The sequence below is a fragment of the Paenibacillus lutrae genome, assembly GCF_009757775.1.
In the GTDB taxonomy this organism is placed as follows: Bacteria; Bacillota; Bacilli; order Paenibacillales; family NBRC-103111; genus Paenibacillus_F; species Paenibacillus_F lutrae.
Window position 1 is genome coordinate 245230 of the sequence record NZ_RHLK01000005.1, and the last position, 21579, is coordinate 266808.

Here is a 21579-nt window from a genome sequence, read left to right on the forward strand (position 1 = left end):
GGAAGGAATTCATCGTGATTCGGCAAGAGCGGCCGCTACAGGCTTACAGCCATTCCGATACGGCTGGAACGCGGCTGATCACGTACTGCTTGATTTCTTCTGCCGTGTACAGCTCGAGCGCTTCACTGGCCAGCTGCTTCATCTCTTCGCTGTCCAGCTTATGCAGAAGCCCCCGGGCAGCGGCGATAGAGCCCGCTCCCATGCTGAACTCATCCAGGCCCATTCCCAGCAGCAGCGGAATAGCCGTCACATTGCCGGCCATCTCCCCGCACATGCCGACCCAGCGGCCTTTGGCATGCGCCGACTGGATGACGTGCCGGATCAGGCGGAGGACGCCCGGATTGAACGGTTCGCTGAGATGAGCGATCGTTTCGTTCATCCGGTCAGCAGCCATCATATACTGCACGAGATCGTTCGTCCCGATGCTGAAGAAATCAGCTTCGGAAGCGAGTTGATCGGCCGCCATACCGGCTGCCGGCACTTCGATCATGATGCCGACTTCTACGTCAGGACCGTAGGCAATCCCCTCGGCATCGAGCTCTGCTTTGGCTTCCGCGAGAACGGCATTCGCTTGACGCAGCTCTTCGATATTCGAGATCATCGGATACATGATCTTGACATTGCCGAAGGCACTGGCGCGAAGGATAGCGCGAAGCTGCGTGAGGAACAGGTCCTTGCGGTCCAGGCAAAGCCGGATGGCGCGGTAGCCCAGGAACGGATTCGCTTCCTTCGGCAGGCTCAGATACGGCAGTTCCTTGTCTCCGCCGATATCGAGAGTCCGGATAACCACCGGCTGGGAAGGGAACATTTCGGCGACGATTTTGTACGCGAGGAACTGCTCCTCCTCCGTCGGCATCGTGTCGCGGCCCATGTACAGGAACTCCGTGCGGTACAAGCCGATTCCTTCGGCACCGCCCGTGCGGGCCGCCTGGGCATCCTGCGGGCCGCCGATGTTCGCCGCCAGCTCGACGTGCTTGCCGTCGGCTGTCTCCGAAGCGCGGCTGACATAGGTCTGCAGCCGGCTGCGGCGTTCTTCATAGCGGCTCTGTTTGGAGCGGTACTGCTCGATCAGCTCCGCATCTGGATTGATGTACACCGCGCCTTCGCTGCCGTCGACGATCACATAGTCGCCGGCTTGCACCTGCTTGAGGGCATCGCCCATGCCGACAATCGCGGGAATCTCCAGCGACCTTGCCATGATCGCGGAATGCGAGGTCCGGCCGCCGATTGCGGTTGCGAAGCCGGTAACGCGGCTGCGGTCCAGCCGGGCCGTGTCCGATGGCGTCAGGTCGTGGGCGAACAGAACGACCGGTTCGTCGCCAGCAACCCGCACATCGGCTTCTTCACCGCGCAGCAGACGCTGCAGACGGTTGGCGACGTCGCGGATGTCGGATGCGCGTTCGCGCATGTAGGCGTCATTCATGTTCTCGAATACGGCGACGAGTGCCTGTGCAGCCTCTTCCACCGCTGCCTCCGCGTTCATATGCTCACAGCGGATGCTGGCGGCCGCAGCGCCTACGAAATCATCATCTTCAAGAAGCAGCATGTGGGTCTCGAAGATTTCGGCGTGAGCCTCTCCCATTTTCTGCGCCGTCTCTTCTTTAAGAGACTGGAGTTCTGCAAGCGCTTGCTTGGTTTTCAGCTGGAGCCTCACCACTTCAGCTGCCACTTCTTCCTCGGCCAGAATCCGTCTGCCGACCTCGACAGGCACTTCCTGCCAGATTTGCGCTCTGCCCATCGCATAGCCTGGAGCCGCTGCAATTCCTTTTATTTTAACATGTTGATCCTGTCTATTCATGCTATCACCTATTCAAGAACGGATTCGAGCATTTGCCCGAGCTCGTTCAGCGCTTCCTCTTCCTGCTCACCGGACGTGTTAACGGTTACTTTATCTCCGTAACGCATTTCGAGCGACAGCAAGCCGACGATGCTTTTGCCGTTTACGGTTTTGTCCCCTTTGGTAACGGTAATATCACATGGAAATAACTTTGCTTTCTTCATCAAAGCCCCGGCAGGGCGTGAGTGGATCCCTAGCGGATTCTGCACGGAAAATTCTTTCTGCATTTGTATGACTCCTCCCGATTTCGTGCCTGAAACTTGACCTTCACGGGACTGCTCCCGATGTATCCACCATATCGCAACCGCTTCCAACTGAGAAGATCAAACCTTTTGCACTATTCATGGTGCAAAAAGAAACCGGACTCAGGAAATTAGTCCTAAGTCCGGTTTAGCCCGGTCCTGCACCTGATGGAAGTGCTGCACCTGAGGAAAGTCCTGCTTCCGAATCTTCGATATCCCTCACGTTCCTTCTGAAATAGAAGCTCCCGGGGAAGAAGGCGCCCTGCCCGTCACCATCACTTTAACTGCTTTTGCCTGAAAAACAGGAATTAAAATCAAACTGATCAGCGTAGTACCGATGAGGGCCACATACAACCAGCCGTCCAGACTTTGAAGCTGCATGATAAAGACAAGCAGAATGATTCGCATGCCGATTAAGAGCCCTTCACGCCAGATCAGAAAAGCGGCCTTGCGGGCAGGCGGGTAATTCTCGATGCATTGGAACTGCTGTGCGTTCCAGATCATGGCGAAGAAGAACATCCCGAAAGCCGTCAGCACGTTGGACAAAATGAGCAGCGGATGCAGCGGGAAAAGTGCAACAACAAACCCCGCCGACAATAGAGTAACTCCCAGCCACAGGCAGAGATTATCGTTCCATTTGAATTTGCGGTACAGCGCCAGACCCAGAAAAGCGGAGCCCGTATAAAGCACATTCAGCAGGGCAATGAGCAGCTTATCCTGGGTAACGGTAAAAGTGAACACCAGTGTAAACAAATTCTGAAACTGCATGAATACGCCGCCTGCAAGAATGGACAAGACGAGCCAGATCGATTGGCGGCTGCCGAATACCTTTTTGACGGCAAGTTCTTTCCAGAACCCCAGCTGAGGCCCTTCGGAAAGCGGCATCGATATTTTAGGCATCGTGTAAGAGAACAAGAGCATGACAATAACAAAGACAAACATGAGAATAAACGAACTTTCATAGCCGAACCATCCGATAAACTGGGCCGATACGATCGGAATAACCATGGATAAGACCTGCCCGATGAGATTGTTAGCGGCAAAAAAAGAAGCGACTTCGCTGCCTTTTCCAGAGAAAGACACGCTTAAATTCTGGGCAACCGTATAGAATCCCCACATCAGCCCCACCGGCAAACCAATAATCGCGATCCACAAATTCCGGTTATCCAGAGTAAGGAAAGTCAGCAGCAGGAAGGCAGCAGCACCGCTGACAGCGGATAAAGCCAGCAGCAGGCGGATTGTCTGCCTGTACAGCATCCTCGCCCCCAGTATGAAGGAGATGCCCCAGCCTATAAACATAACCAAATTAAACCAGGAAACTTCAAAAATGCTGTTGTTAACCTGCCAAATATACAAATTAATAAAAATCCCGATGTAAATAAAAATGATTGACGAAACAAAGTTCATCATCAGCATTTTACGGATATTCGATGACACCTGGCTCACCCTTCCGGCTTTGGCTCCGAGCAATTAAGATGGATTATTTAAGCTCAGTTCTGTCAGCATTATAATCCTAACCTGGAAACATCGTCCATGATTATCTTTTTTGAGGCTGCTTTTTTGACAGGGTCAAGGTTAAAGGACAGATGGCAGATCCGCGCTGTGATTCAGTCTTCCATATGCAGCCTGGGCCATCGACTCAGCCAGCCCTTTTGCTCCACTCTTTGGCGGTAATAGGAACCGTTTCAAAAGAAGGGCATCTCTTCACCCGGAGTTGAAACAGATCCGAGAGCCCGTGAGGCGCAACAATTTCGAGCCGGTCCTCTTCCGTCCATCTGATCCCCACGGCAGTCGCCGTTTCCGGCCATCGGCTCAGCGCATCTTCCAGCGAAGTATAAGGCTCCACTTGGTTTCGCAGATGCATGCGTGCCTGATTTTTGACAGACCAGTTCCATTTGGGACATTGTTCTTGTAAATCTTTCTCGGCTGCCCGGTCTCTTTGCTCCGATACATCCAGAAGATCCAGGTAGACAACGTCCGTATCATTGAGCGGAGTTGCGGTCCTATAGCCATGAAGCTGATCCCACACATAATTGCGTACGAATCCGGCCGCGATAACAGCTTCTGGCAGCCGTTGATTCCGCAGGACCCTCAAAGCCTCCATTCTCTCCTCATTATGCAAAAACCACTCGATTAATTGCTCCCTGTAGACCGTCTCTTCCATTCTGCTCCCCCTGACATAAATATGGCTTGAGTAGTTCCGATAGGATAAAAACTCCAAATATTTTGAATTCCTTGGAAAAAAACCGCTTTCATATAACTGTGGGCTCCGTATGCCCCGATATCACCCTACAGGTGCACAAACGTTCCTTGCCGCTCTCTTCTGCAGCCCTTTAAAATGGAAGGATGAGTAAATGAGCCGGGAGGTGCTGTGACTTGGGCAGTACAAGACTACTGCGTGATTATGTAAAAGCTAATTTAGGCATGTATGCCACAGGTGTTTTCTTCATTATTCTATCCAATGTTACCCAATCTTTTTTTCCGCTGGTGCTGGGCCATCTTACCGATGACCTTCAGCAAAAGACCGCGACCCTGGAATCCATTGCCCGCTACAGCCTTACCCTGCTTGGGATTGGCGTCACTTATGGCGTGCTGTTCGGTATCGGCCAGTATACCAATGCAAGGCTGGGAAGAAAATTCGAATATGTCACGCGCCAGAAGCTGTTCCGTCACTTTGCTTCCTTGAGTGAGTATTACTTCTCGAGACACGGCGTCGGAAGGCTGCTTAGCTATGTCATGAATGACGTAACAGCCGTAAGGGAATCGATTTCCAACGGCGTGAATCAGACTACTAACGCCATCTTCTTTATTTTATCCGCCTTTGTCATGATGTCACTTAGTTCCATTCCTTTTAGTCTGATCGCGGGCACGCTCCTTCCCATGGCAACCATTCCCGTCATCGTCGTATTTCTGGGGCCACGCATACGTAAGCGCTCACTTGAAGTCCAGGAATCGCTCGCCTCTATGACCGAATCCGCCGAAGAACAGTTTGGCGGGATCCGGGTAACCAAGACTTTTGCAGCCGAAGAAATGGCTTCTGCACGTTTTGGAGCGAGTGTGGACCGAATCCGGCAGAATCAGCTCGCTCTGGTAAGAATTTCTTCCCTCTTCCAGACCCTGCTTCCCTTTATGGGTTCTCTCTCCATGGTTCTTGCCGTTCTTATAGGCGGCTATATGACGCTAACGAAACAGATTTCACTCGGAAGCTTCGTATCGCTTACTTTTTATCTGCGTATGATGATGACACCTTTGCAGCAAATCGGCAATGTGATCAATATGATGCAGCGTTCCCGTGCCTCGCTCGAGCGGCTGAACAATCTGCTGGCTGCTGCGCCGGACATCCGTGAACGGCCTGATGCGGCAGAGCTGGGTCCGGGAGGGACGGATATCCAAATCAGGAATTTGTCTTTCTGCTACCCCGGTTCGGACCGCTGCGCACTGGAAGACATCAACCTGAGCATCAAGCCGGGAAGAACGCTGGGCATTGTAGGCAGGACCGGCAGCGGCAAGACCACACTGGTTAAACTTCTGCTGCGGGTCTATGATCCTCCCGCCCATACCATTCTAATCGGAGGAAGAGATATACGCGATGTCACGCTTAGCAGCCTGCGATCCCAGATCGCCTATATTCCCCAGGACGGCTTCCTGTTCAGTACAACGATCCGTGATAATATCGCCTTTTCTAACCGGGAAGCCATGGAAGACGAGATGAAGCAGGCGGCGCGTGATGCTCAAATCTACAGCAGCATTACCGAGCTCCCCCAAGGGTTCGATACGAAGCTCGGGGAACGCGGGATCACGCTGTCAGGCGGCCAGCGCCAGCGGGCCAGTCTGGCACGGGGCTTCATGAAGCATGCCCCCATTCTGATTCTGGACGACAGTGTCAGCGCGGTGGATGCGGTTACCGAAACCAGCATCGTCAGACAAATCCGGGCTTCGCACAAGGATAAAACCACCTTAATCATTGCGCACCGTATCAGCGCGGTTAAACATGCGGACGAAATCATCGTATTGGATGAAGGGCACATCGTAGGACGCGGAACCCATCAGGAGCTGCTCGCGCAGAAGGGACTCTACGCGTCACTTTATTCCATACAGGAGGAGGGAACCCGGCATGCCTAAAGATGAATCTGGACGCGGGAATCCGTCTTCCGCCAAGGAAGCCGGATCACACGCTTCTGCCGCTTCCGGCGGCGGGACGGACGAGACGGAGACAGCGGAGAAAGACCGCAAAGAACCGGCCAAAACTGCGGCCCTCCAAGCGCTGTTATCCTATGCAAAGCCTCACCGGCTAACCTTCCTGGGCATCTTCGGATGTGCGCTGCTCGCCATTCTTGCGGAGCTGTTCCAGCCTTACCTGGTTAAAATCGCAATCGATGACCATCTGATCGGCGGAGACGGGGCTATGCGGCCGCTGATCGTTATCGGCCTTGTTTATCTGGCCTTGTCTGCCGTCAATCTCATCTTCACCTACATTCAGAACAATCTGCTTCAATTCGCCGGGCAGAGCATCGTTGCCAGCATCCGTAAAAGACTGTTCCGTCACATTTCCAGACTGTCCATGTCCTTTTTTGACCGCTATCCCATCGGCAGTCTCGTCACTCTGGAATCCAGTGATACAGAGACCATCAGCCAATTTTTCACGCAGGTATTCCTGAGTCTGGTCCGGGATAGAATGACACTCATTCTCATTATTTTCTTCATGTTCCAGATCGATGCTACGCTCGCTTGGTACAGCATGCTTCTACTGCCTGTTATTGCGCTCATCGCCATTCTGTTCCGGAGCGTACTACGCAAAGCGTACCAGCAGACGCGCACCCAGCTATCCCGGCTGATCGCCTACTTGGCGGAGAATTTGGCAGGGATGAGTCTTATTCAGGCTTATAATCAGCAGGACGAACAGTTTGAGCGCTTCAGCGGCCGCAATGAACAGTATCTCAAAGCCAATCTAAAAGAAATCAAGACCAACGTCTTGTTCAACCGTTCGTTTGATATTTTCGGCAATGTATCGGTCGCTTTCCTCGCTTGGCTGGGCGGCGTTACTGTTTTTAAAGGTACGGTTGAAGTCGGTGTTCTCTATGCTTTCATCACCTATATCCGTCAGTTTTTCCAGCCCATCAACCAGATTACGCAGCAGTGGAACACTTTGCAATCCACTTCTATTTCTATGGACCGCTTGTGGAAAATTTTATCGACTGAGCCTGAGATCAAAGATCCTTCCCCGAAGGACAAGGCCGAAGTCGACTGGAAACGTACGGCTGGCCGGATCGACTATAACAACGTGGACTTCTCCTATGTGGAAGGAAGCCGCGTACTGAGAAAGCTGGATCTGCATATCCTGCCGGGTGAGACGGTCGGCATCGTCGGGACAACCGGAGCCGGGAAAAGCTCCCTTATCTCCCTGTTGACCCGCTTCTATGATGTGGACGCAGGCAGCGTCTGCATCGATGGCACAGATATCCGCCGCATAGAGCAGGATACTCTGCATCGTATGATCGGACTCGTTCAGCAGGAACCTTATCTCTATTCCGGCACAATTCTGGACAACGTCCGGTTGTTCCGTGAAGAGTTCAGCCGCGAGGAAGTAATCCGGGCATGCCAAGCGGTTGGGGCACATCCGCTCATTCAGCGGCTCAAGGACGGCTACGATACACGGTTGTCCGAACGCGGAAGCGGATTATCAGCAGGTGAAAGACAGCTGATTTCCTTTGCACGGATTCTCGTCTTCCGCCCGAGAATCCTTATCCTCGATGAAGCTACCGCCAATCTGGATTCCCATACCGAGCAGTTGGTGCAGCAAGCGCTCGCCGTTGTGTCTGAGGGACGAACCACGCTCGTCATTGCGCACAGGCTGTCCACGATCATGCATGCGGATCGGATCATCGTCATGAAACAGGGCCGGATCGTGGAGCAGGGCACGCATCATCAGCTGCTTGGCAAACGGGGCTATTATGAAGAATTATACCGGCATTCACAAGGCATTGCGGCAATTGGCTGAATGCAGGCTTCTATACACCGCTTAGCCGGACTCATGTCCGGTTTTTCGGTATTTAATCCTTCCAATACGTCCATTTTCAGGATATTCAAGCAAACCTTTCCCGTATTTGTCTATTTATAATGATTTACATTGCCCCTATGCTGACAAGCCTTTATGATAAAATCATAACGCGCGCGTTTGGAAAGGACTATTGCCTTGCTTAACACGATTCTTACATACGAAGTACGCAGTGTTGTTTATACGCTGAGCGCTGCGATGATTTATTTGATTCTCGCTCTTCAGAAAAATTCAAAGATCAAGAAAGAATGGATTTTTCTAATTATTTTAGGAGTTTCCTCCTTCTTTTACCTGACCTTCGAGCCCAAAGATCCCTTGATCTATATCCTTCACTTCATCCCGGTTGCCCTGATGCTGGTTCTGTTCTTCGAAGGGCCTCTCCTTATCGGGGCTACTGTGGCCGCCTTTAACATCGGAAGCTACTTTATCCTCCATAATCCGTTCTGGCCTGTGTTTACCGCAACAGCTGCGATTAGTTTGCTTGGTTTTTTTGCGGCCCGCAGAGTGAGGCATCATTCCATCCTATTTAAAAATGTGACTGCAACGTGGCTCACTTTGGTTTATTTGCTTCTACTGCTCATACTGGATAGCCGGTTGCAGCAGAATGCTTCCTTTATGCTCCTAACGGTCGCCGGCACCCTGATTTCGGTCTGGTTCATCAATTATATGTATGACTGGGTGAAGACTCAGGAAATGATGCGTGAAAAACTGATCGCTGCAGAAAAGTTTCAGCTTGTGGGGCAGATGGCCGCATCCATATCGCATGAGATACGTAATCCGTTAACGACGATCCGGGGTGTTCTTCAGTTGATTAAGCGCAACCCGCACTCCGAGGCTGAGCTGCGCTATGTGGATTTGGCGATCTCGGAAGTCGATCAGGCAGACACGATTATTTCGGATTACCTCAATTACGCCAAGCCAAGTGCGGATAAGCCGGAGCGGCTGGAAATCAAAAATCTTCTGTCGGAAATTATTACTCTGATCACGATGCTGTCTAGTCATTCCGGCATTGAAACTATTGTTAAACATCACAGCAAAGAGCCCCTCTACATATGGGGAGAATCGAAGAAATTCAGGCAGTGTATGCACAATATTCTCAAAAATTCGCTTGAATCTATGCCTGATGGCGGGACGCTCACGATTACGACGGACCGGATCAAAGATCAAATCCTGGTCATGATCCAGGATACAGGTGAAGGAATGTCAGCCGAACAGTTGAAATCTCTGGGTGAACCTTTCTATACGACCAAACAAAAAGGGACCGGACTCGGGATCATGGTCGTCATCAGTCTGCTTAAAATGATGAACGGCACGATCCGGTATGAAAGCCGGCCTTACAAAGGAACGACTTGTATCATGGAGTTTAAGGCTTCGGACCCTGCATAAAGGTCCCTTAGGGACTTCAATTAGGCGGAATGAAGAACATCCACATGCTAAGTACGAGTGTTACAGCAGACGCCTTGGATGCAAATAAGGGCTGGCGCGATATCGCGTCAGCCCTTGCCAGTCTTATTTGAATTGATTTCAGTCAGACTCTGTCCTTCACACAATCTCCGGATGCTATACTTGCTGCTTATGTTCCTCATGAATACGGAACAGAGCCTGAACCAGAGGGTCGGCTGGGTCACGATTCAACAAGTGAAGGGTCAGCAGGAATTGCAGCGGAAGCGCAAAGGTATTGTTGCCTTCCTTAATCGCCGGAAAACCGACTTCCAGCACAGGGCCCGCCTCGGGATGAAGCTCCAGATCCACATAAACCTGCTCCTCTGGAAACTCGCTTCTGACGGTATCGGCGCAATAAGGCACGATGTACTGGTCGATCAAATTCTTAGCGTCTTCCTCAGTTTGAGGAACGGCTGGCAGCGGACGGCTCTCCGGACTGCGGATTAGATCCACGAAGAAGGAAGACAGCCACTGGACTGGATTTTCTTTGTTCTGGAACGTATGAACCAGTTCATTCAGGAAAAAGCCGCATGACCAGCTGTTTCCATCAAGGCGTAGCGTATAGGCAAACAAAGGGCCAAAACCGGGATGCTGGCCCACCTGGCCCTCCACTTCATAATCGGCAAACTGCTCTTTCAGAACCGCTTCCACATGGTTGTACCATGCAAAAATAGCTTCATTCTGCTGACGGAGTTGTTCCTCGGTTGGCTGCTCTTCTTGACCAGAGACAGCTTGTCCGGATTCCGCGTTAAGAGAATCCTGATTCTCAGGCTGCTCCTGGGCTGCATCTTTAATCGGCTGTTCGCCGGCTTCATTAGGTGTCGACATGTTTACTCCTCCTTGCTTTCCATCTTATCATGTTACGCAGATATTGGGGAAGCTTAGTGCTTGGTTCCAGAACTGCTTACTTGAGGTCATTTTACGGGAAGCTTTCTCTCATGTAAAGGTTTTCAGATCGTTTTAATTCTCCGGCGGACCTACCTTTTCACATAAAAGCGAGCCGTCGCTTCCCATATCTCTCCAGGCTCAAGAGCAAATAAACCGATACTTTCTGCCGGAAGAGGACTCTTCGGAGCGTTCACCAGATTTATTTGCGGCTCCGGACAGAAAAAACCTTCCGTTCCGAAGTTATTCCAGATCATCCACTGCTTGTAGGACGTACCCACATCGTACACCAAGGTTACACCGCTTCTCGTATCCGTCAGCTCCATACGGTTCCGTCCGTTCTGCGCCAGGGCGGTGTAATGGTTGTTGAGATCAGCGAAATAAGGGCTGATCCCTTCATCGCGCAGCTGAATTTCTTCCTGCGTCAGCGGCTGGAACTTACCGGTCGGCAGCAAGCGGTCGTTCATCTCCCAGCGCTCACCGATGGTTAGCTTCACCCGGTAATCATCTGCGGATGAATCCGGAGCAAACGGGGCGTTAATTGCCGTGTGGAAAGCCAGCAGACACGGGATAGCTTCACTGCCGTCATTACGGAAGAAGAGCTGCTGGGACAGCCCATCTTCGCCAAGGGCATATCGCAGTCTTACCGTAAACCGGAAAGGCAAATACTGGTACATGGCATGCTGTTCATCCACCGTGCTGGATACGACGACATAGCTTTCGCAGCCGGTCTGGCCGTAGTCCTCTACTTTCCAGGCGGATGTATGAAGGTAACCATGGAGGTGGTTGCCGGAGCCTGGCTCGTTGACCGGAAGCTGGAATTCCTTGCCGTTCCAAGGGATTTTCCCGTCTTCATAACGATTCGGCGGATAAAGCACGGGAATACCATGGATACCCGGACTTTTTTTGAACGATTCAAGCTCATCCTCTTTAGGTTCGTGAAGAAATTGATAAGCATTCTCGGTATCCCGGAAAGCAATCAAATTGCCTCCATATTCGGGCAGCATTGCGGCTTCGTAGCGGCCCCATTTGAGCCAAACTGCCTTCATTCCCTGATAATCGCCTTCATAAGCGCTGTGTGCGTTATTGTTTCCCGTCATTGCTTTTCCCGCTCCTTCAAATGGATTAATTTTCTGGCCCTATTGTCACTTATCCAGACATTCACTTCACTTGACCTGTTCGTATTCCACAAAATCGATGACGAGCTCGATAATTTCAGAACGGCTTGCGATCCGGATACCAGGTCCCCATGTTCCATAGCCCGAGGAAACGACCACATGCAAGTTATCTTTAAGCAGATAGCCCCAATCGAGCTCAAACAGCCTGCCTGTAATCCAGTGGTTAGGAGCGAACTGCCCCCTGTGGGTATGGCCGCACAAAAGTACATCCGCCCCTGCCGCAGCAGCTTTGCTGAAATGATAGGGCTGGTGATCCATGAGCAGAATAGGTTTATTCTTATCGAGGTCAGACAGCAGGGCATCTACAGCGAGCCGTCCGGCCGGTTCGAAGGTTTCGGCGGTCTTATCTTTGCGCCCTGCGACGTAGAACATCTCCCCGATTGGAACGACCTCGTCTCTGAGCACCCGGATTCCGATGCGCTCCATCTGTTTCACATGCTCTTCCACGTGACCGCCGTAGTATTCATGGTTGCCGAGAACAGCATAAATGCCCAGCCGCGATTGCAGCTGCTCCAGCACCTCGGACATGCCATTGCGTATATACGGCTCAATGTCATCGTCAATGAGGTCACCCGGCAGCAGGATAAGATCCGGCTTCATGGCATTCACACGGGTCACCAGACGCCGGAGGTGCCGTTTGCCCACGATGTTCCCCATATGGATATCAGAAGCGACGGCCACCCGCATCTGTCCGAGATCCCCTGCCTTCTTATTTACCCGGATCCGGTAAGTCCGGACAATAGGAGTCCAGGCATTCCAGTAGCCTTTGGCCAGCAGAAAGACTAGAACCGCCAAAACCGCTGTGCTTACGGCAGGTATGTATACATCGGGAGAAACTCCGGCGGTCTTCATCAGCCATATGGACAGATCTCCGAGCGGAATTAGGATCACGGCAAATTCAAATACAGCGAAATAATAGGAACCGATCACCTTGAGAAATCTTCCCGGTGCTCCCGGAACAAGAGGAGACCGCCCGAGAACGTAAGCAAGAGCCAGCAGAGTAAACAGCGTCCAATACAGGACAGGAGGAATCCCGACCTGCCAGTACGCAAGCAGCAGTATTCCGTGTAAGCCAATGTAGAAGTTCAGGCCCAGATAGAGAAGCAAAAAAAGAAGGATCAAAATCAACCGTGACTTCACATTCGCCCGTCTCCTTTCCCATGATTCAAAAAATAAATGGTGTCCGTATTATAGCATGATTAAACACCCTCGAACCAATAAACACAGCTGCTTCTAAGGGAATCAGCCTTGAAAGCCCGTCTCCGGATCCCACGCACCGACAAAAAACAGCCGATCACAAATCGGCTGTTTGGCGGCTTGCCTGCCTTTCACTTTTTCTTCAAACGAATGAGCGCTTCACGTTCAAAAAAAGCAGGTGACTATACCAGCCACCCGCAGATCTGATGTTACTGTTCCCCATAGTCGGGCTCTGCGTCTCGATCGGCGCCTGTTCCCTTGCCCTCGTTGAGTTTCACTTCCCTCATGACCGGAGCAGACAGGTTGCCGCTCGTGTCCCTGGCTTGCACAATTACCTTGTACTTCCCATGCTTTAACCAGGCAGACCTTAGTTCCGTACGACCGTGCTCCGCCTGCAGAATTTGCTCCGCTTCCTCTTTATTTCCGCCTTGTCCGTGACGGATTATACGCACCTCGGTACCTGCGTAATCCAGATCAGCCGGAGGAGTGAACACAGCCATAATCTCATGCCCGTTCAGAGCCCGGACCGATACAGACGCCGGAGCACCCGGAGGTGTAGAATCGGGAAGTGTCGTCACATCCAGCGGAGCTGACCGGACCGTATTCCCGGCTGCATCGAACGCTTCTACCTCAAACCGGTAGAAGGACGCTCCCAGCAGGCCTGTGCCGTCCCATTCATAGCGGGCCGCTTCCGAGGCAGGAATGCTAGCGACCCGCTCGCCGCCCCGGTATATCCGGTAGCCGTCTACGCCTCTATTATCGGCAGCCGCAGACCAGCTCAGCTTCACGGTGCTCTCCGTAATGCCGGTTACCTCGGGTGCCCCGCTCTGCTCCCAGCGGGGAGATTCACCGTCCTCCGTATGCACGGTGAATGTCCATGCAGCAACCGGTATTGCCGCATTCCCGCTGCGGTCGGCCGCTTCGACTCTTACGGCGTGCTCGCCTGCGGCCAGATCATTCTCCGGCACAGCCACGATCCTTCCTGAGCTTTCTTCATAAGCATGGGGCACCGCTGCGCCGTCCAATGTGACATGAATCGAGCTAGGATCGACACCGCTGCCGGAATCGGATACGTGTATCCCGACCGCAGGACGGGCGGCTGAGACGAATGAACCCGGCTCCGGTGAAGGGGCCGTAAAGACAGGCCCTTCCAGGTCTTCTCCGATGTCCACGTATTCCGCCCTGAGCTGATCCAGGAAGACGGTTCCGCTGTTTTTATCGGCATCATCCGTTTCAACCAGACCTACATACCGGACTTTGAGCGGATAAATCACATTGACAGGCACGTCCACCGTGACGTATTTCCAGCCTGTCCAGTTGACCCCATCCTCGCCTGTGAGCTTATAGATCCGGTTCGTGCCCAGACCGTCTGCGATTCCGAGCCGCAAATCGTGTTTACCCGAATCTCCGTAGACCCAGATTCCGAAGCGGTAAGGCTGTCCCTCCACCTCGCGCCCGATCTCGCCCGCCGCATTCAGCAGATTAAGGTAAGCGCCGGATTCGCCCGTGGTTCCCGAGAAATTATACGTGAATTTCCCTGAATGGGTCCCGTAGCGGACCGGGTTAGGACGCGCGACGGCTGTAATTCCGACGGATCCCGGAACCACATTCGTTTCCTTGATCTGCATCGCGTCAGTTCTTTCGAATTCTTCCAGCACAAGGGGAGGTTTGCCTACCTGCACCACCGCTTCGGCTGCAGCGTCGCCGCTTCGGGCGATCACTTTGCCCTCAGCGGACCCGGTGACAGTCTGGAGTGTCCCATCTGAGGCAACGGTACCGATGCCGCCGCTCACCGACCATTGCAGCCGGTCCGGTGACAGCACAATGCTGCGGCCCGATTCATCCTCCGCGGACACTTCGAATTTCAACTGGTTGCCCGGTTCAATTACCGCCGGGTTCGGGCGCAGACTCAGCTTGTGTACACGGTCCACAACCTGCACCTCCACTTCCGCGGCAACCGCGCCGCTGCGCAGGATCACTTTCCCGTCCGCAGCCTGTGCGGACGCAGTCAGCTTCCCTGCATTATCCACTTGGCCGATGCCGCCCTCTACCGACCACTGGAGGTCATCCGGCTCGACAACAATCCCATTCTGGTAGGCATCTTGACCTTTAACCCCGAAGGACAGCGTGCTGCCCGACAGCAGCTTAACGGGTGAAGCCGGCGTTACAACCAGCTTGTCCAGCGGAGATACCGGCGCTGTTGTCAGCACGGCAAGCCCGTTGCCGACTGCGCGCTCATAACCGTCCGAAGGCTTATTGAGCAGAGCAGGCTGCTCGTCTCCGGGCTGGCGCGTGTAGTAAGTGGTAGAGCCTCCGCCATCCACATTAATGGCATTGACCATGCCGAGACTTTGCAGATAGTAGGCTCCCTCCGCCATAGTCAGACCGTCCGAATGACCCGGCTGCCGGCCGTCCACTGTGACCAAGTACAGCTTGCCCTCTTTAGACCCGATCATCGTCCTCGGATGCCGTGCGCTCGTATTGGGATCTGTTGGATCCAGCAGCTTCGGAGAAACTACCCCGTCTTTGAGCAGCACGTAGCCCAGGGTGGAGTTTCCTGAAATCACTTGCTCCGCATCCTGGAACCCTTTGCTGATCGCAATGTCGAGCCGGATGTTCATTCCTGCGGACAGCTTCTGGCGGATCCAATCCGCTTTGGACCCTGTTGCGGACAACACGTAGGTACCCGGTCCGATCGGTGTGTCCGACGCTTCTTGTATAGATTGGATGCGGCCTTGGAGCGGCTGGCCCGCTTTGAACAACACATTCGGATCATCGGCTTTGACCACTACTTCGACACCGCCAGCCGGCGTCCGGGTGGAACTGCCGAATCTCCAGTTATAAGCGAAGGCATGATTGGTATGTGAGGCTACACGAGTTCTGTTGATCATACTCAGCACCAGGGACTCTCCCTGTTCCGTGCTGATTTTCATAGAAGTACCGACGGTCTCATCGATTTTAATCGTTTTATCCGGCAGGATCGCCATGGCCACTTTGCTTGAAGAAGGAGAACTGACCAGCTCTCCGTTTGCGACCATTAGACCGGAGGGAACACCTACCGTAGAGAAGAAATCGCCGTTTACTCCGCCTACCGGGCGTTTGCCCTGGGCTTTCAGTTCGTTTAGCATGTTCCCGACCGTCTCATGCCGCGATACTTCCCCTCGTGAAGATACGGCCTCTATCCCTACATACGGGTTAGCGGGATCTACTTCCAGCATGTGTACCGACTCGCGCAGTCCGCCCCCGGTAATTGTCCGGCTTGTATGCTGAACCCCCGGTGATACGGTAAATTGCCTCTCCTCCACGGTCTGCCACTGGATGCTTTCCGTTTGCGCCTGCACAGGCGTCCATGTATTCAAACCATACGCAGGCATTAACAAACCGGCGGCTAGGCCGATTTTCAATAGAAGCTGGAACCGCTTGCTGGTGCTGGGTTTCATTTGTCATCGTCTCCCGTCTTATTGGTTGGACTCGGCAAAGATTTTTGTCACCTCCCATGGGATCCTCCGTGAATCAAATGATTGCTTACTTAATAAATCAATTTGATTTATAAATATTATAGAATAGAGATTTCCTTTTTAGCAAGCGCTTACAAAAACTTAATATTTGCAATCTCCATCTTTTCTTTTTTCCCCGCAACCAAAAACAGACAGGCATCCCACATTACCCGTCTGTTTGTATAAATAATGAGAACCTCACACGCGAAACAATCCGTACCCTTCCAGAGGCACAACAGGCTTCTCGTCTGGCAGCAGACCCTCCCCTTTGCCGTTCAAGGCAACATCCACCAGCCAGCGGGTAAACGGTGCAACGTTCATCTTCTCCATTTCCCCGAGACTGAAGAAACCCGCTCCGTCCACCTCTATGCCGTCGGGAACCGGTTCTCCTCCCCTATACTCCATGGCAAAGGCTATATAGAGGTTGTGAATATCTCTAGGCTGGTCCCGGACCGCCACAACGCTGTGCACAGCCGCTTCTATTCCCGTCTCTTCCAGAACTTCCCGGCAGATCGTCTCATGAATCAGCTCATGCTGCTCGATGAAACCGCCCGGATTCGTCCACCGCCCTCTCCCCGGCTCCTGGGCTCTGCGTACCAGCAGGATCTTGTCCTCGCGTATAACGAGCGCTCCCACCCCGGTGCTGTAGCTTCCCCAGTGAACGAAACTGCAGGACGGACAAGCCCTGCGCACCGTTCCGTTGATATCGCGGCTGATCAGTGCCTCTCCGCACGACATACAATAATTTGCTCCCACCACTGCCTCACCTTGTTCCTTTATGGATTGCCGCTTCCGCAGCTTGTTTTCATGTCAGCGATCATTATACGCTTTTGATAGGAGCGGTCAAGTCGTCAGCGGAGTATCCTGCACGCTTAATCCTCTTATCCGGATGTACGCTCTTTTTTTACGGACAGAAATGGTATAATAAGAAAATCACGGACAAACTCACGGGTCATGCCGGGTTCCGCTTCCGTGTCAGCCTAACTTAACACAGAACGGATCTTCTCCTCAGGCATGCGGATGATCCGGATACCTATACTTTTCTTGAAGGAGTTGAAGACGATGGATCAGAACCCACAACAAACCGAGCTGGCCACTTTTGCGGGCGGCTGCTTCTGGTGTATGGTCAAGCCATTTGACGAGCAGCCCGGCATTCTGAAGGTACTCTCCGGCTATACCGGCGGTGACCTGCCCAATCCGACCTACGAGCAAGTATGCTCCGACACTACCGGGCATTATGAGGCTGTGCAGATCACTTTTGATCCTGCCGTATTCCCGTACGAGCGCCTTTTGCAGGTGTTCTGGCAGCAAATCGATCCGACCGATGAGGGCGGACAGTTTGCAGACCGCGGACACTCCTACAGCACGGCGATTTTCTATCACAGCGAAGAGCAGAAGCTTGCTGCGGAGCGGTCCAAGCAGGAGCTTGGCGCCAGCGGAAGATTCCAGCGTCCCCTTGTAACGGAGATCTTGCCTGCGAAACCTTTTTATCCGGCCGAAGACTATCATCAAGGCTATTACAAGAAAAATCCGATCCGCTATCAAGCGTATTCCATCGGTTCCGGGAGGGCGGCTTTTTTGAAAAAACAGTGGAAAGACCACGGCAAAGACCAGGATCTGAAGAAGCGCCTGACACCTATCCAATACGAAGTGACTCAAAACAGCGGGACGGAGCCCCCATTCCGCAATGAATTCTGGGATCACAAAGAAGAGGGACTCTACGTAGATATCGTTTCCGGCGAGCCGCTCTTTAGTTCCCTGGACAAATTCGATTCTTCCTGCGGCTGGCCTTCCTTTACGAAACCCGTCGAAGAAAGCCAAGTGACCGAACATGTGGACATGACGCACAATATGATCCGTACGGAAGTGCGCAGCAGCGAAGCGGATTCCCACCTCGGGCATGTTTTTGAAGACGGCCCCGGACCTAGCCGCCTGAGATACTGCATCAACTCCGCCGCACTCCGGTTCATCCCCAAAGATAAACTGGAAGAGGAAGGATACGAATATTATTCCAGGCTGTTTACGAAATAGCCTCTTAAACCTACAGCACCGAATAAGGCAGACAGGGTTCATCCTGGTTCAGGATCCCTGTCTTTTTTCTTACGTTAATAACTCCTCTGGAATCCTCCTTGCATCTGCCGCTGTCTTGCGAATATTTGCCCGAACACGGAATTGTAAGGTATTCTTAATGTTTTCGTAAAAGGTTCGGCAGGGGCGAATGCTACAATAGAAGCTGCAAGCGCACAAAGCGGAAGAAGGATGTGTCACCATGAACAAGAACATTCTCATCGTTGACGATGATCGTAAAATAGCAGGATTAATTGAAATTTATTTACATAATGAAGGCTACACGGTGTACAAAACCGAGAACGGACAGGCAGCGCTCGAACTCATAGCCGCCCAGACGATTCATCTCGTTATTCTTGACATTATGATGCCGGGGATGGACGGGCTGGAAGTCTGCATGAAAATCCGCGAACAACGGATGACGCCTATTCTGATGATCAGCGCCAAAGACAGCGATGTCGATAAAATCACGGGGCTGCTGACGGGAGCCGATGATTATCTGGTGAAACCTTTTAACCCGCTGGAGCTTATCGCCCGCGTCAAATCCCTGCTTAGAAGGGCATATTACCAGGCTCCGCCGCCGGATCCCGCTGCGGACACGGCCGATAAGCATGTCATCTCCATCGCATCTCTGCGGATCGACAAACAGACTCATACCGTAACGGCCGGTTCTTCCCCGGTCAAATTAACGCCTCTGGAATTCGGCATCCTTTCCCTGCTCGCAAGTCACCCTGGCAGGGTGTTCAACTCGGAAGAAATTTTCGAACGTATCTGGAAAGAAAAGTACTTCGAATCAACGAATTCCGTTACGGTTCATATGAGCCGTCTGAGGGATAAGCTGGAGAAGGCAATGGACGGAGAAAAACTGATTCATACCGTATGGGGGGTCGGCTACAAGATTGAAATCTAAATGGGGAATTGCGCTGCTCTGGAGTATCGCTTCGTCGTTACTCGCCTTTTTCTTTATCTATCAGATCTTCCGGATCGTGTTCTACTCCGGCTATTCGCGGCGGATCAATCTGCCTGAATTGCTGATCTGGATCAACGATGAAGTGGGCTATCCGGACGCTTATTTCATTGCCGCCGCTCTGCTGTTTCTTTTGTTTTTTATATTTTTTTATAAAAGAGAACAGCGCAGACGCCACCAGGCGCATCTTCAGCAGATCAACCAGCACGTCCAGAAAATCATGGACAGCGATTTCAACCACAAGATTCCGGAAACGGCGGATTCGGACGAGTTGGCGCAGCTTACGGACAACATCAACCGGCTCGTTCAGAAGCTGAGAACAGCTCTCGAAGAAGAACGCAAAGCGGAGCAGGCCAAGAATGAACTGATCACTAACGTTTCTCATGACCTGAGAACCCCTCTTACCTCCATTACGGGGTATTTGGGGCTTGTGGATCAGGATAAGTACCGGGATGAAGTCGAGCTGCGTCATTACATCGGGATGGCTTATGAGGAATCTCTGCGTCTGAATCAGCTCGTGCACGATCTCTTTGAGTATACGAGGCTTCGCAACAACGAAATGAAGCTCCACCGGGTCCAGATTGATATCGTCGAAATGTTCCGGCAGATCACGGAGCAGTTTCAGCTCCGATTGTTGGAAAACAAGATGGAGATCCGGATGGAATTCGAGCAGCCCCGCCTGTACGTTCGGGCAGACGGCAATAAGCTGCGCAGGGTATTCGATAACCTGATGACCAACGCCATCAAATACGGTCACGACGGTACTTATCTGGACATCCACGGGCGTCTTGACGGGGATGAAGTCGTTCTGCAAATCATTAACTATGGGGAAGAGATTCCCGAGGCCGATTTGCCGCGTATTTTCGACCGGTTTTTCCGGGTTGAAAAATCACGGGCTACCCATTACGGCGGTTCCGGAATAGGCCTTGCCATCGCCAAACAAATCATGGACCTGCACGGCGGCTCGATTGAAGCGTACAGCGATCCGGAACAGACGGTATTTACCGTGCGGCTGAAAGCATTGGAGTCTGGAGCGGTTAAGTAGGCTGTCCGTCAAATAAAGAAGAGGTGCATCCCTGGCAGGTGCGCCTCTTCTTTATTACGGACGGAACAGCGTTTTCGCAAATACAGCCTCCCGCTGCAATCTTAATCTTTTCGTTAGGTTTTCTTATCGGATTGTTTATTCTTGTCCTTCACAATAGAAGGAGATTATCCGAAAGGAATTGACCCAGATGAAATTACGAATCGCCGCATTTCTCACCGGTTCCCTTGCCGTGCTTGTCCTTGTCTCTCTTCTTGCCGAACCTTGGAACACGATTAAGCCGCACGCGGCTTTTGCATGGAATTCACTCCGTACGAAAGTAATCGGCAATGTTATCCTGCCTGGTGATCTTGACGGAGCAGCAGCCCTTCTGCTGGATGCAGATAACGGCTCCGTCCTGTATGACAAGAACGAAAACCTCAGACTATACCCGGCCAGCACGACTAAGATCCTGACTACCTTAATCGCGCTGGAGAAGGGAAACCTCGACGAGCAGATCACCGTAGGGGATGAAATCCGCGAGTCTGATCCCGGTGAAAGCAGCGCAGGACTCAGGGAAGGCCAGCGTTTGACGCTGAAGGACCTGATTGCCGCCATGATGCTGCCATCGGGCAATGATGCAGCCCGCACTGTAGCGTGCTACATCGCACGCAAAGATAGCGGGCAGGAGCTAACCACTCAGCAGAGCATCCGTTACTTCGCCTCGCTGATGAATACCAAAGCGCGCAAAATCGGCGCTAAGGATTCTCATTTCATGAATCCGCACGGCCTGCATCATGATGACCATTACAGCACTGCGCACGATATCGCGCTAATCACTCAGATCGCGATGAAGAACGAAACATTCCGCAATATTGTCGATGAACCGCGGTATACATCCGATTCCTCCGCAAAGGGCCTTTCCTTTGAGAACCGGAATCAACTGCTCCTGGAAGGCGGCGAGTTCTATTTCCAGGGAGTGAATGGAGTAAAGACCGGGTTTACGGACGAAGCCGGCTATTGTCTCGTATCCTCCGCCAGCCGTGATGGACGTAATCTGATCGCCGTTGTCCTTAAATCAACGCGCTCGGGTATCTGGACGGATTCCCAGAAGCTTCTCCGTTATGGTTTTAAAGCTTAGCATCTGCCTGTGCTCTAAGAGCGGCCCGGCAAGTTCTGCTGCTCCTGCA

General features: G+C 52.4%; 16 protein-coding genes. 7 read left to right on the top strand and 9 right to left on the bottom strand.

The window, feature by feature from the left end:
* Nucleotides 1-43: 43 nt before the first annotated feature.
* The 4 genes from ptsP to EDM21_RS11935 all read right to left on the bottom strand — a co-directional run bounded on the left by ptsP (nt 44) and on the right by EDM21_RS11935 (nt 4243).
* Nucleotides 44-1798 (bottom strand): phosphoenolpyruvate--protein phosphotransferase, encoded by a 1755-nt coding sequence (ptsP, locus tag EDM21_RS11920; RefSeq protein WP_157335686.1) that lies wholly within the window; start codon nt 1796-1798, stop codon nt 44-46.
* An 8-nt stretch (nt 1799-1806) separates the two neighbouring features.
* Complete coding sequence (locus EDM21_RS11925) at nt 1807-2064, bottom strand: HPr family phosphocarrier protein (protein WP_157335688.1); 258 nt, start codon at nt 2062-2064, stop codon at nt 1807-1809.
* Nucleotides 2065-2298: 234 nt separating this feature from the next.
* Nucleotides 2299-3516 carry an MFS transporter gene (locus EDM21_RS11930; RefSeq protein ID WP_338043973.1) on the bottom strand — a complete coding sequence of 406 codons (1218 nt, stop codon included), beginning with the start codon at nt 3514-3516 and terminating at the stop codon, nt 2299-2301.
* 202 nt (nt 3517-3718) lie between these two features.
* Nucleotides 3719-4243 carry a nucleotidyltransferase family protein gene (locus tag EDM21_RS11935; protein ID WP_338043974.1) on the bottom strand — a complete coding sequence of 175 codons (525 nt, stop codon included), beginning with the start codon at nt 4241-4243 and terminating at the stop codon, nt 3719-3721.
* A gap of 212 nt (nt 4244-4455) precedes the next feature.
* Between EDM21_RS11935 and EDM21_RS11940 the strand changes: the two genes are divergently transcribed.
* The 3 genes from EDM21_RS11940 (at nt 4456) to EDM21_RS11950 (ending at nt 9520) form a co-directional block, all read left to right on the top strand.
* Nucleotides 4456-6201 (top strand): ABC transporter ATP-binding protein, encoded by a 1746-nt coding sequence (locus EDM21_RS11940; RefSeq protein WP_157335690.1) that lies wholly within the window; start codon nt 4456-4458, stop codon nt 6199-6201.
* On the top strand, nt 6194-8077 hold the full coding sequence (locus EDM21_RS11945) for an ABC transporter ATP-binding protein (protein WP_157335692.1): 1884 nt from the start codon (nt 6194-6196) through the stop codon (nt 8075-8077). The genes EDM21_RS11940 and EDM21_RS11945 overlap by 8 nt, the downstream gene beginning before the upstream one ends.
* A gap of 195 nt (nt 8078-8272) precedes the next feature.
* Nucleotides 8273-9520 (top strand): ATP-binding protein, encoded by a 1248-nt coding sequence (locus EDM21_RS11950; protein WP_157335694.1) that lies wholly within the window; start codon nt 8273-8275, stop codon nt 9518-9520.
* Nucleotides 9521-9694: 174 nt separating this feature from the next.
* Here EDM21_RS11950 and EDM21_RS11955 read toward each other — a convergent pair whose 3' ends face one another.
* From EDM21_RS11955 to EDM21_RS11975, 5 genes are all read right to left on the bottom strand, one after another.
* Entirely contained in the window at nt 9695-10405 is a 711-nt protein-coding gene (locus tag EDM21_RS11955; protein ID WP_157335696.1) for a hypothetical protein, read from the bottom strand.
* A gap of 149 nt (nt 10406-10554) precedes the next feature.
* Entirely contained in the window at nt 10555-11562 is a 1008-nt protein-coding gene (locus EDM21_RS11960; protein ID WP_157335698.1) for an aldose 1-epimerase, read from the bottom strand.
* A gap of 66 nt (nt 11563-11628) precedes the next feature.
* Nucleotides 11629-12780, bottom strand: a complete 1152-nt coding sequence (locus EDM21_RS11965) for a metallophosphoesterase (RefSeq protein ID WP_166541966.1) — start codon at nt 12778-12780, stop codon at nt 11629-11631.
* A 266-nt stretch (nt 12781-13046) separates the two neighbouring features.
* The gene (locus EDM21_RS11970; protein WP_157335700.1) at nt 13047-16277 is read right to left on the bottom strand and encodes a phosphodiester glycosidase family protein; all 3231 of its coding nucleotides are present in this window, start codon (nt 16275-16277) and stop codon (nt 13047-13049) included.
* Between the two features lie 255 nt (nt 16278-16532).
* On the bottom strand, nt 16533-17072 hold the full coding sequence (locus EDM21_RS11975) for an NUDIX domain-containing protein (protein WP_157335702.1): 540 nt from the start codon (nt 17070-17072) through the stop codon (nt 16533-16535).
* Nucleotides 17073-17396: 324 nt separating this feature from the next.
* Here EDM21_RS11975 and msrA point away from each other — a divergent pair, with 324 nt between their 5' ends.
* The 4 genes from msrA to EDM21_RS11995 all read left to right on the top strand — a co-directional run bounded on the left by msrA (nt 17397) and on the right by EDM21_RS11995 (nt 21530).
* Nucleotides 17397-18365: a peptide-methionine (S)-S-oxide reductase MsrA gene (gene msrA, locus EDM21_RS11980; RefSeq protein WP_157335704.1), complete on the top strand. Its 969-nt coding sequence runs from the start codon at nt 17397-17399 to the stop codon at nt 18363-18365.
* A 238-nt stretch (nt 18366-18603) separates the two neighbouring features.
* The gene (locus EDM21_RS11985) at nt 18604-19311 is read left to right on the top strand and encodes a response regulator transcription factor (RefSeq protein WP_157335706.1); all 708 of its coding nucleotides are present in this window, start codon (nt 18604-18606) and stop codon (nt 19309-19311) included.
* A complete protein-coding gene (locus tag EDM21_RS11990) occupies nt 19301-20413 on the top strand; it encodes a sensor histidine kinase (protein ID WP_157335708.1) in 1113 nt (370 codons plus the stop codon). Before EDM21_RS11985 ends, EDM21_RS11990 begins: the two co-directional genes overlap by 11 nt.
* 187 nt (nt 20414-20600) lie before the next feature.
* A complete protein-coding gene (locus EDM21_RS11995; RefSeq protein WP_157335710.1) occupies nt 20601-21530 on the top strand; it encodes a D-alanyl-D-alanine carboxypeptidase family protein in 930 nt (309 codons plus the stop codon).
* Nucleotides 21531-21579: the final 49 nt, after the last annotated feature.

Bases quoted from the DNA above. Each gene is read 5' to 3' on its own strand.
- ptsP (WP_157335686.1), bottom strand. From the start codon at position 1,798: ATGAATAGACAGGATCAACATGTTAAAATAAAAGGAATTGCAGCGGCT.
- EDM21_RS11925 (WP_157335688.1), bottom strand. From the start codon at position 2,064: ATGCAGAAAGAATTTTCCGTGCAGAATCCGCTAGGGATCCACTCACGC.
- EDM21_RS11935 (WP_338043974.1), bottom strand. From the start codon at position 4,243: ATGGAAGAGACGGTCTACAGGGAGCAATTAATCGAGTGGTTTTTGCAT.
- EDM21_RS11945 (WP_157335692.1), top strand. From the start codon at position 6,194: ATGCCTAAAGATGAATCTGGACGCGGGAATCCGTCTTCCGCCAAGGAA.
- EDM21_RS11955 (WP_157335696.1), bottom strand. From the start codon at position 10,405: ATGTCGACACCTAATGAAGCCGGCGAACAGCCGATTAAAGATGCAGCC.
- EDM21_RS11960 (WP_157335698.1), bottom strand. From the start codon at position 11,562: ATGACGGGAAACAATAACGCACACAGCGCTTATGAAGGCGATTATCAG.
- EDM21_RS11970 (WP_157335700.1), bottom strand. From the start codon at position 16,277: ATGAAACCCAGCACCAGCAAGCGGTTCCAGCTTCTATTGAAAATCGGC.
- EDM21_RS11975 (WP_157335702.1), bottom strand. From the start codon at position 17,072: ATGTCGTGCGGAGAGGCACTGATCAGCCGCGATATCAACGGAACGGTG.
- msrA (WP_157335704.1), top strand. From the start codon at position 17,397: ATGGATCAGAACCCACAACAAACCGAGCTGGCCACTTTTGCGGGCGGC.
- EDM21_RS11985 (WP_157335706.1), top strand. From the start codon at position 18,604: ATGAACAAGAACATTCTCATCGTTGACGATGATCGTAAAATAGCAGGA.
- EDM21_RS11995 (WP_157335710.1), top strand. From the start codon at position 20,601: ATGAAATTACGAATCGCCGCATTTCTCACCGGTTCCCTTGCCGTGCTT.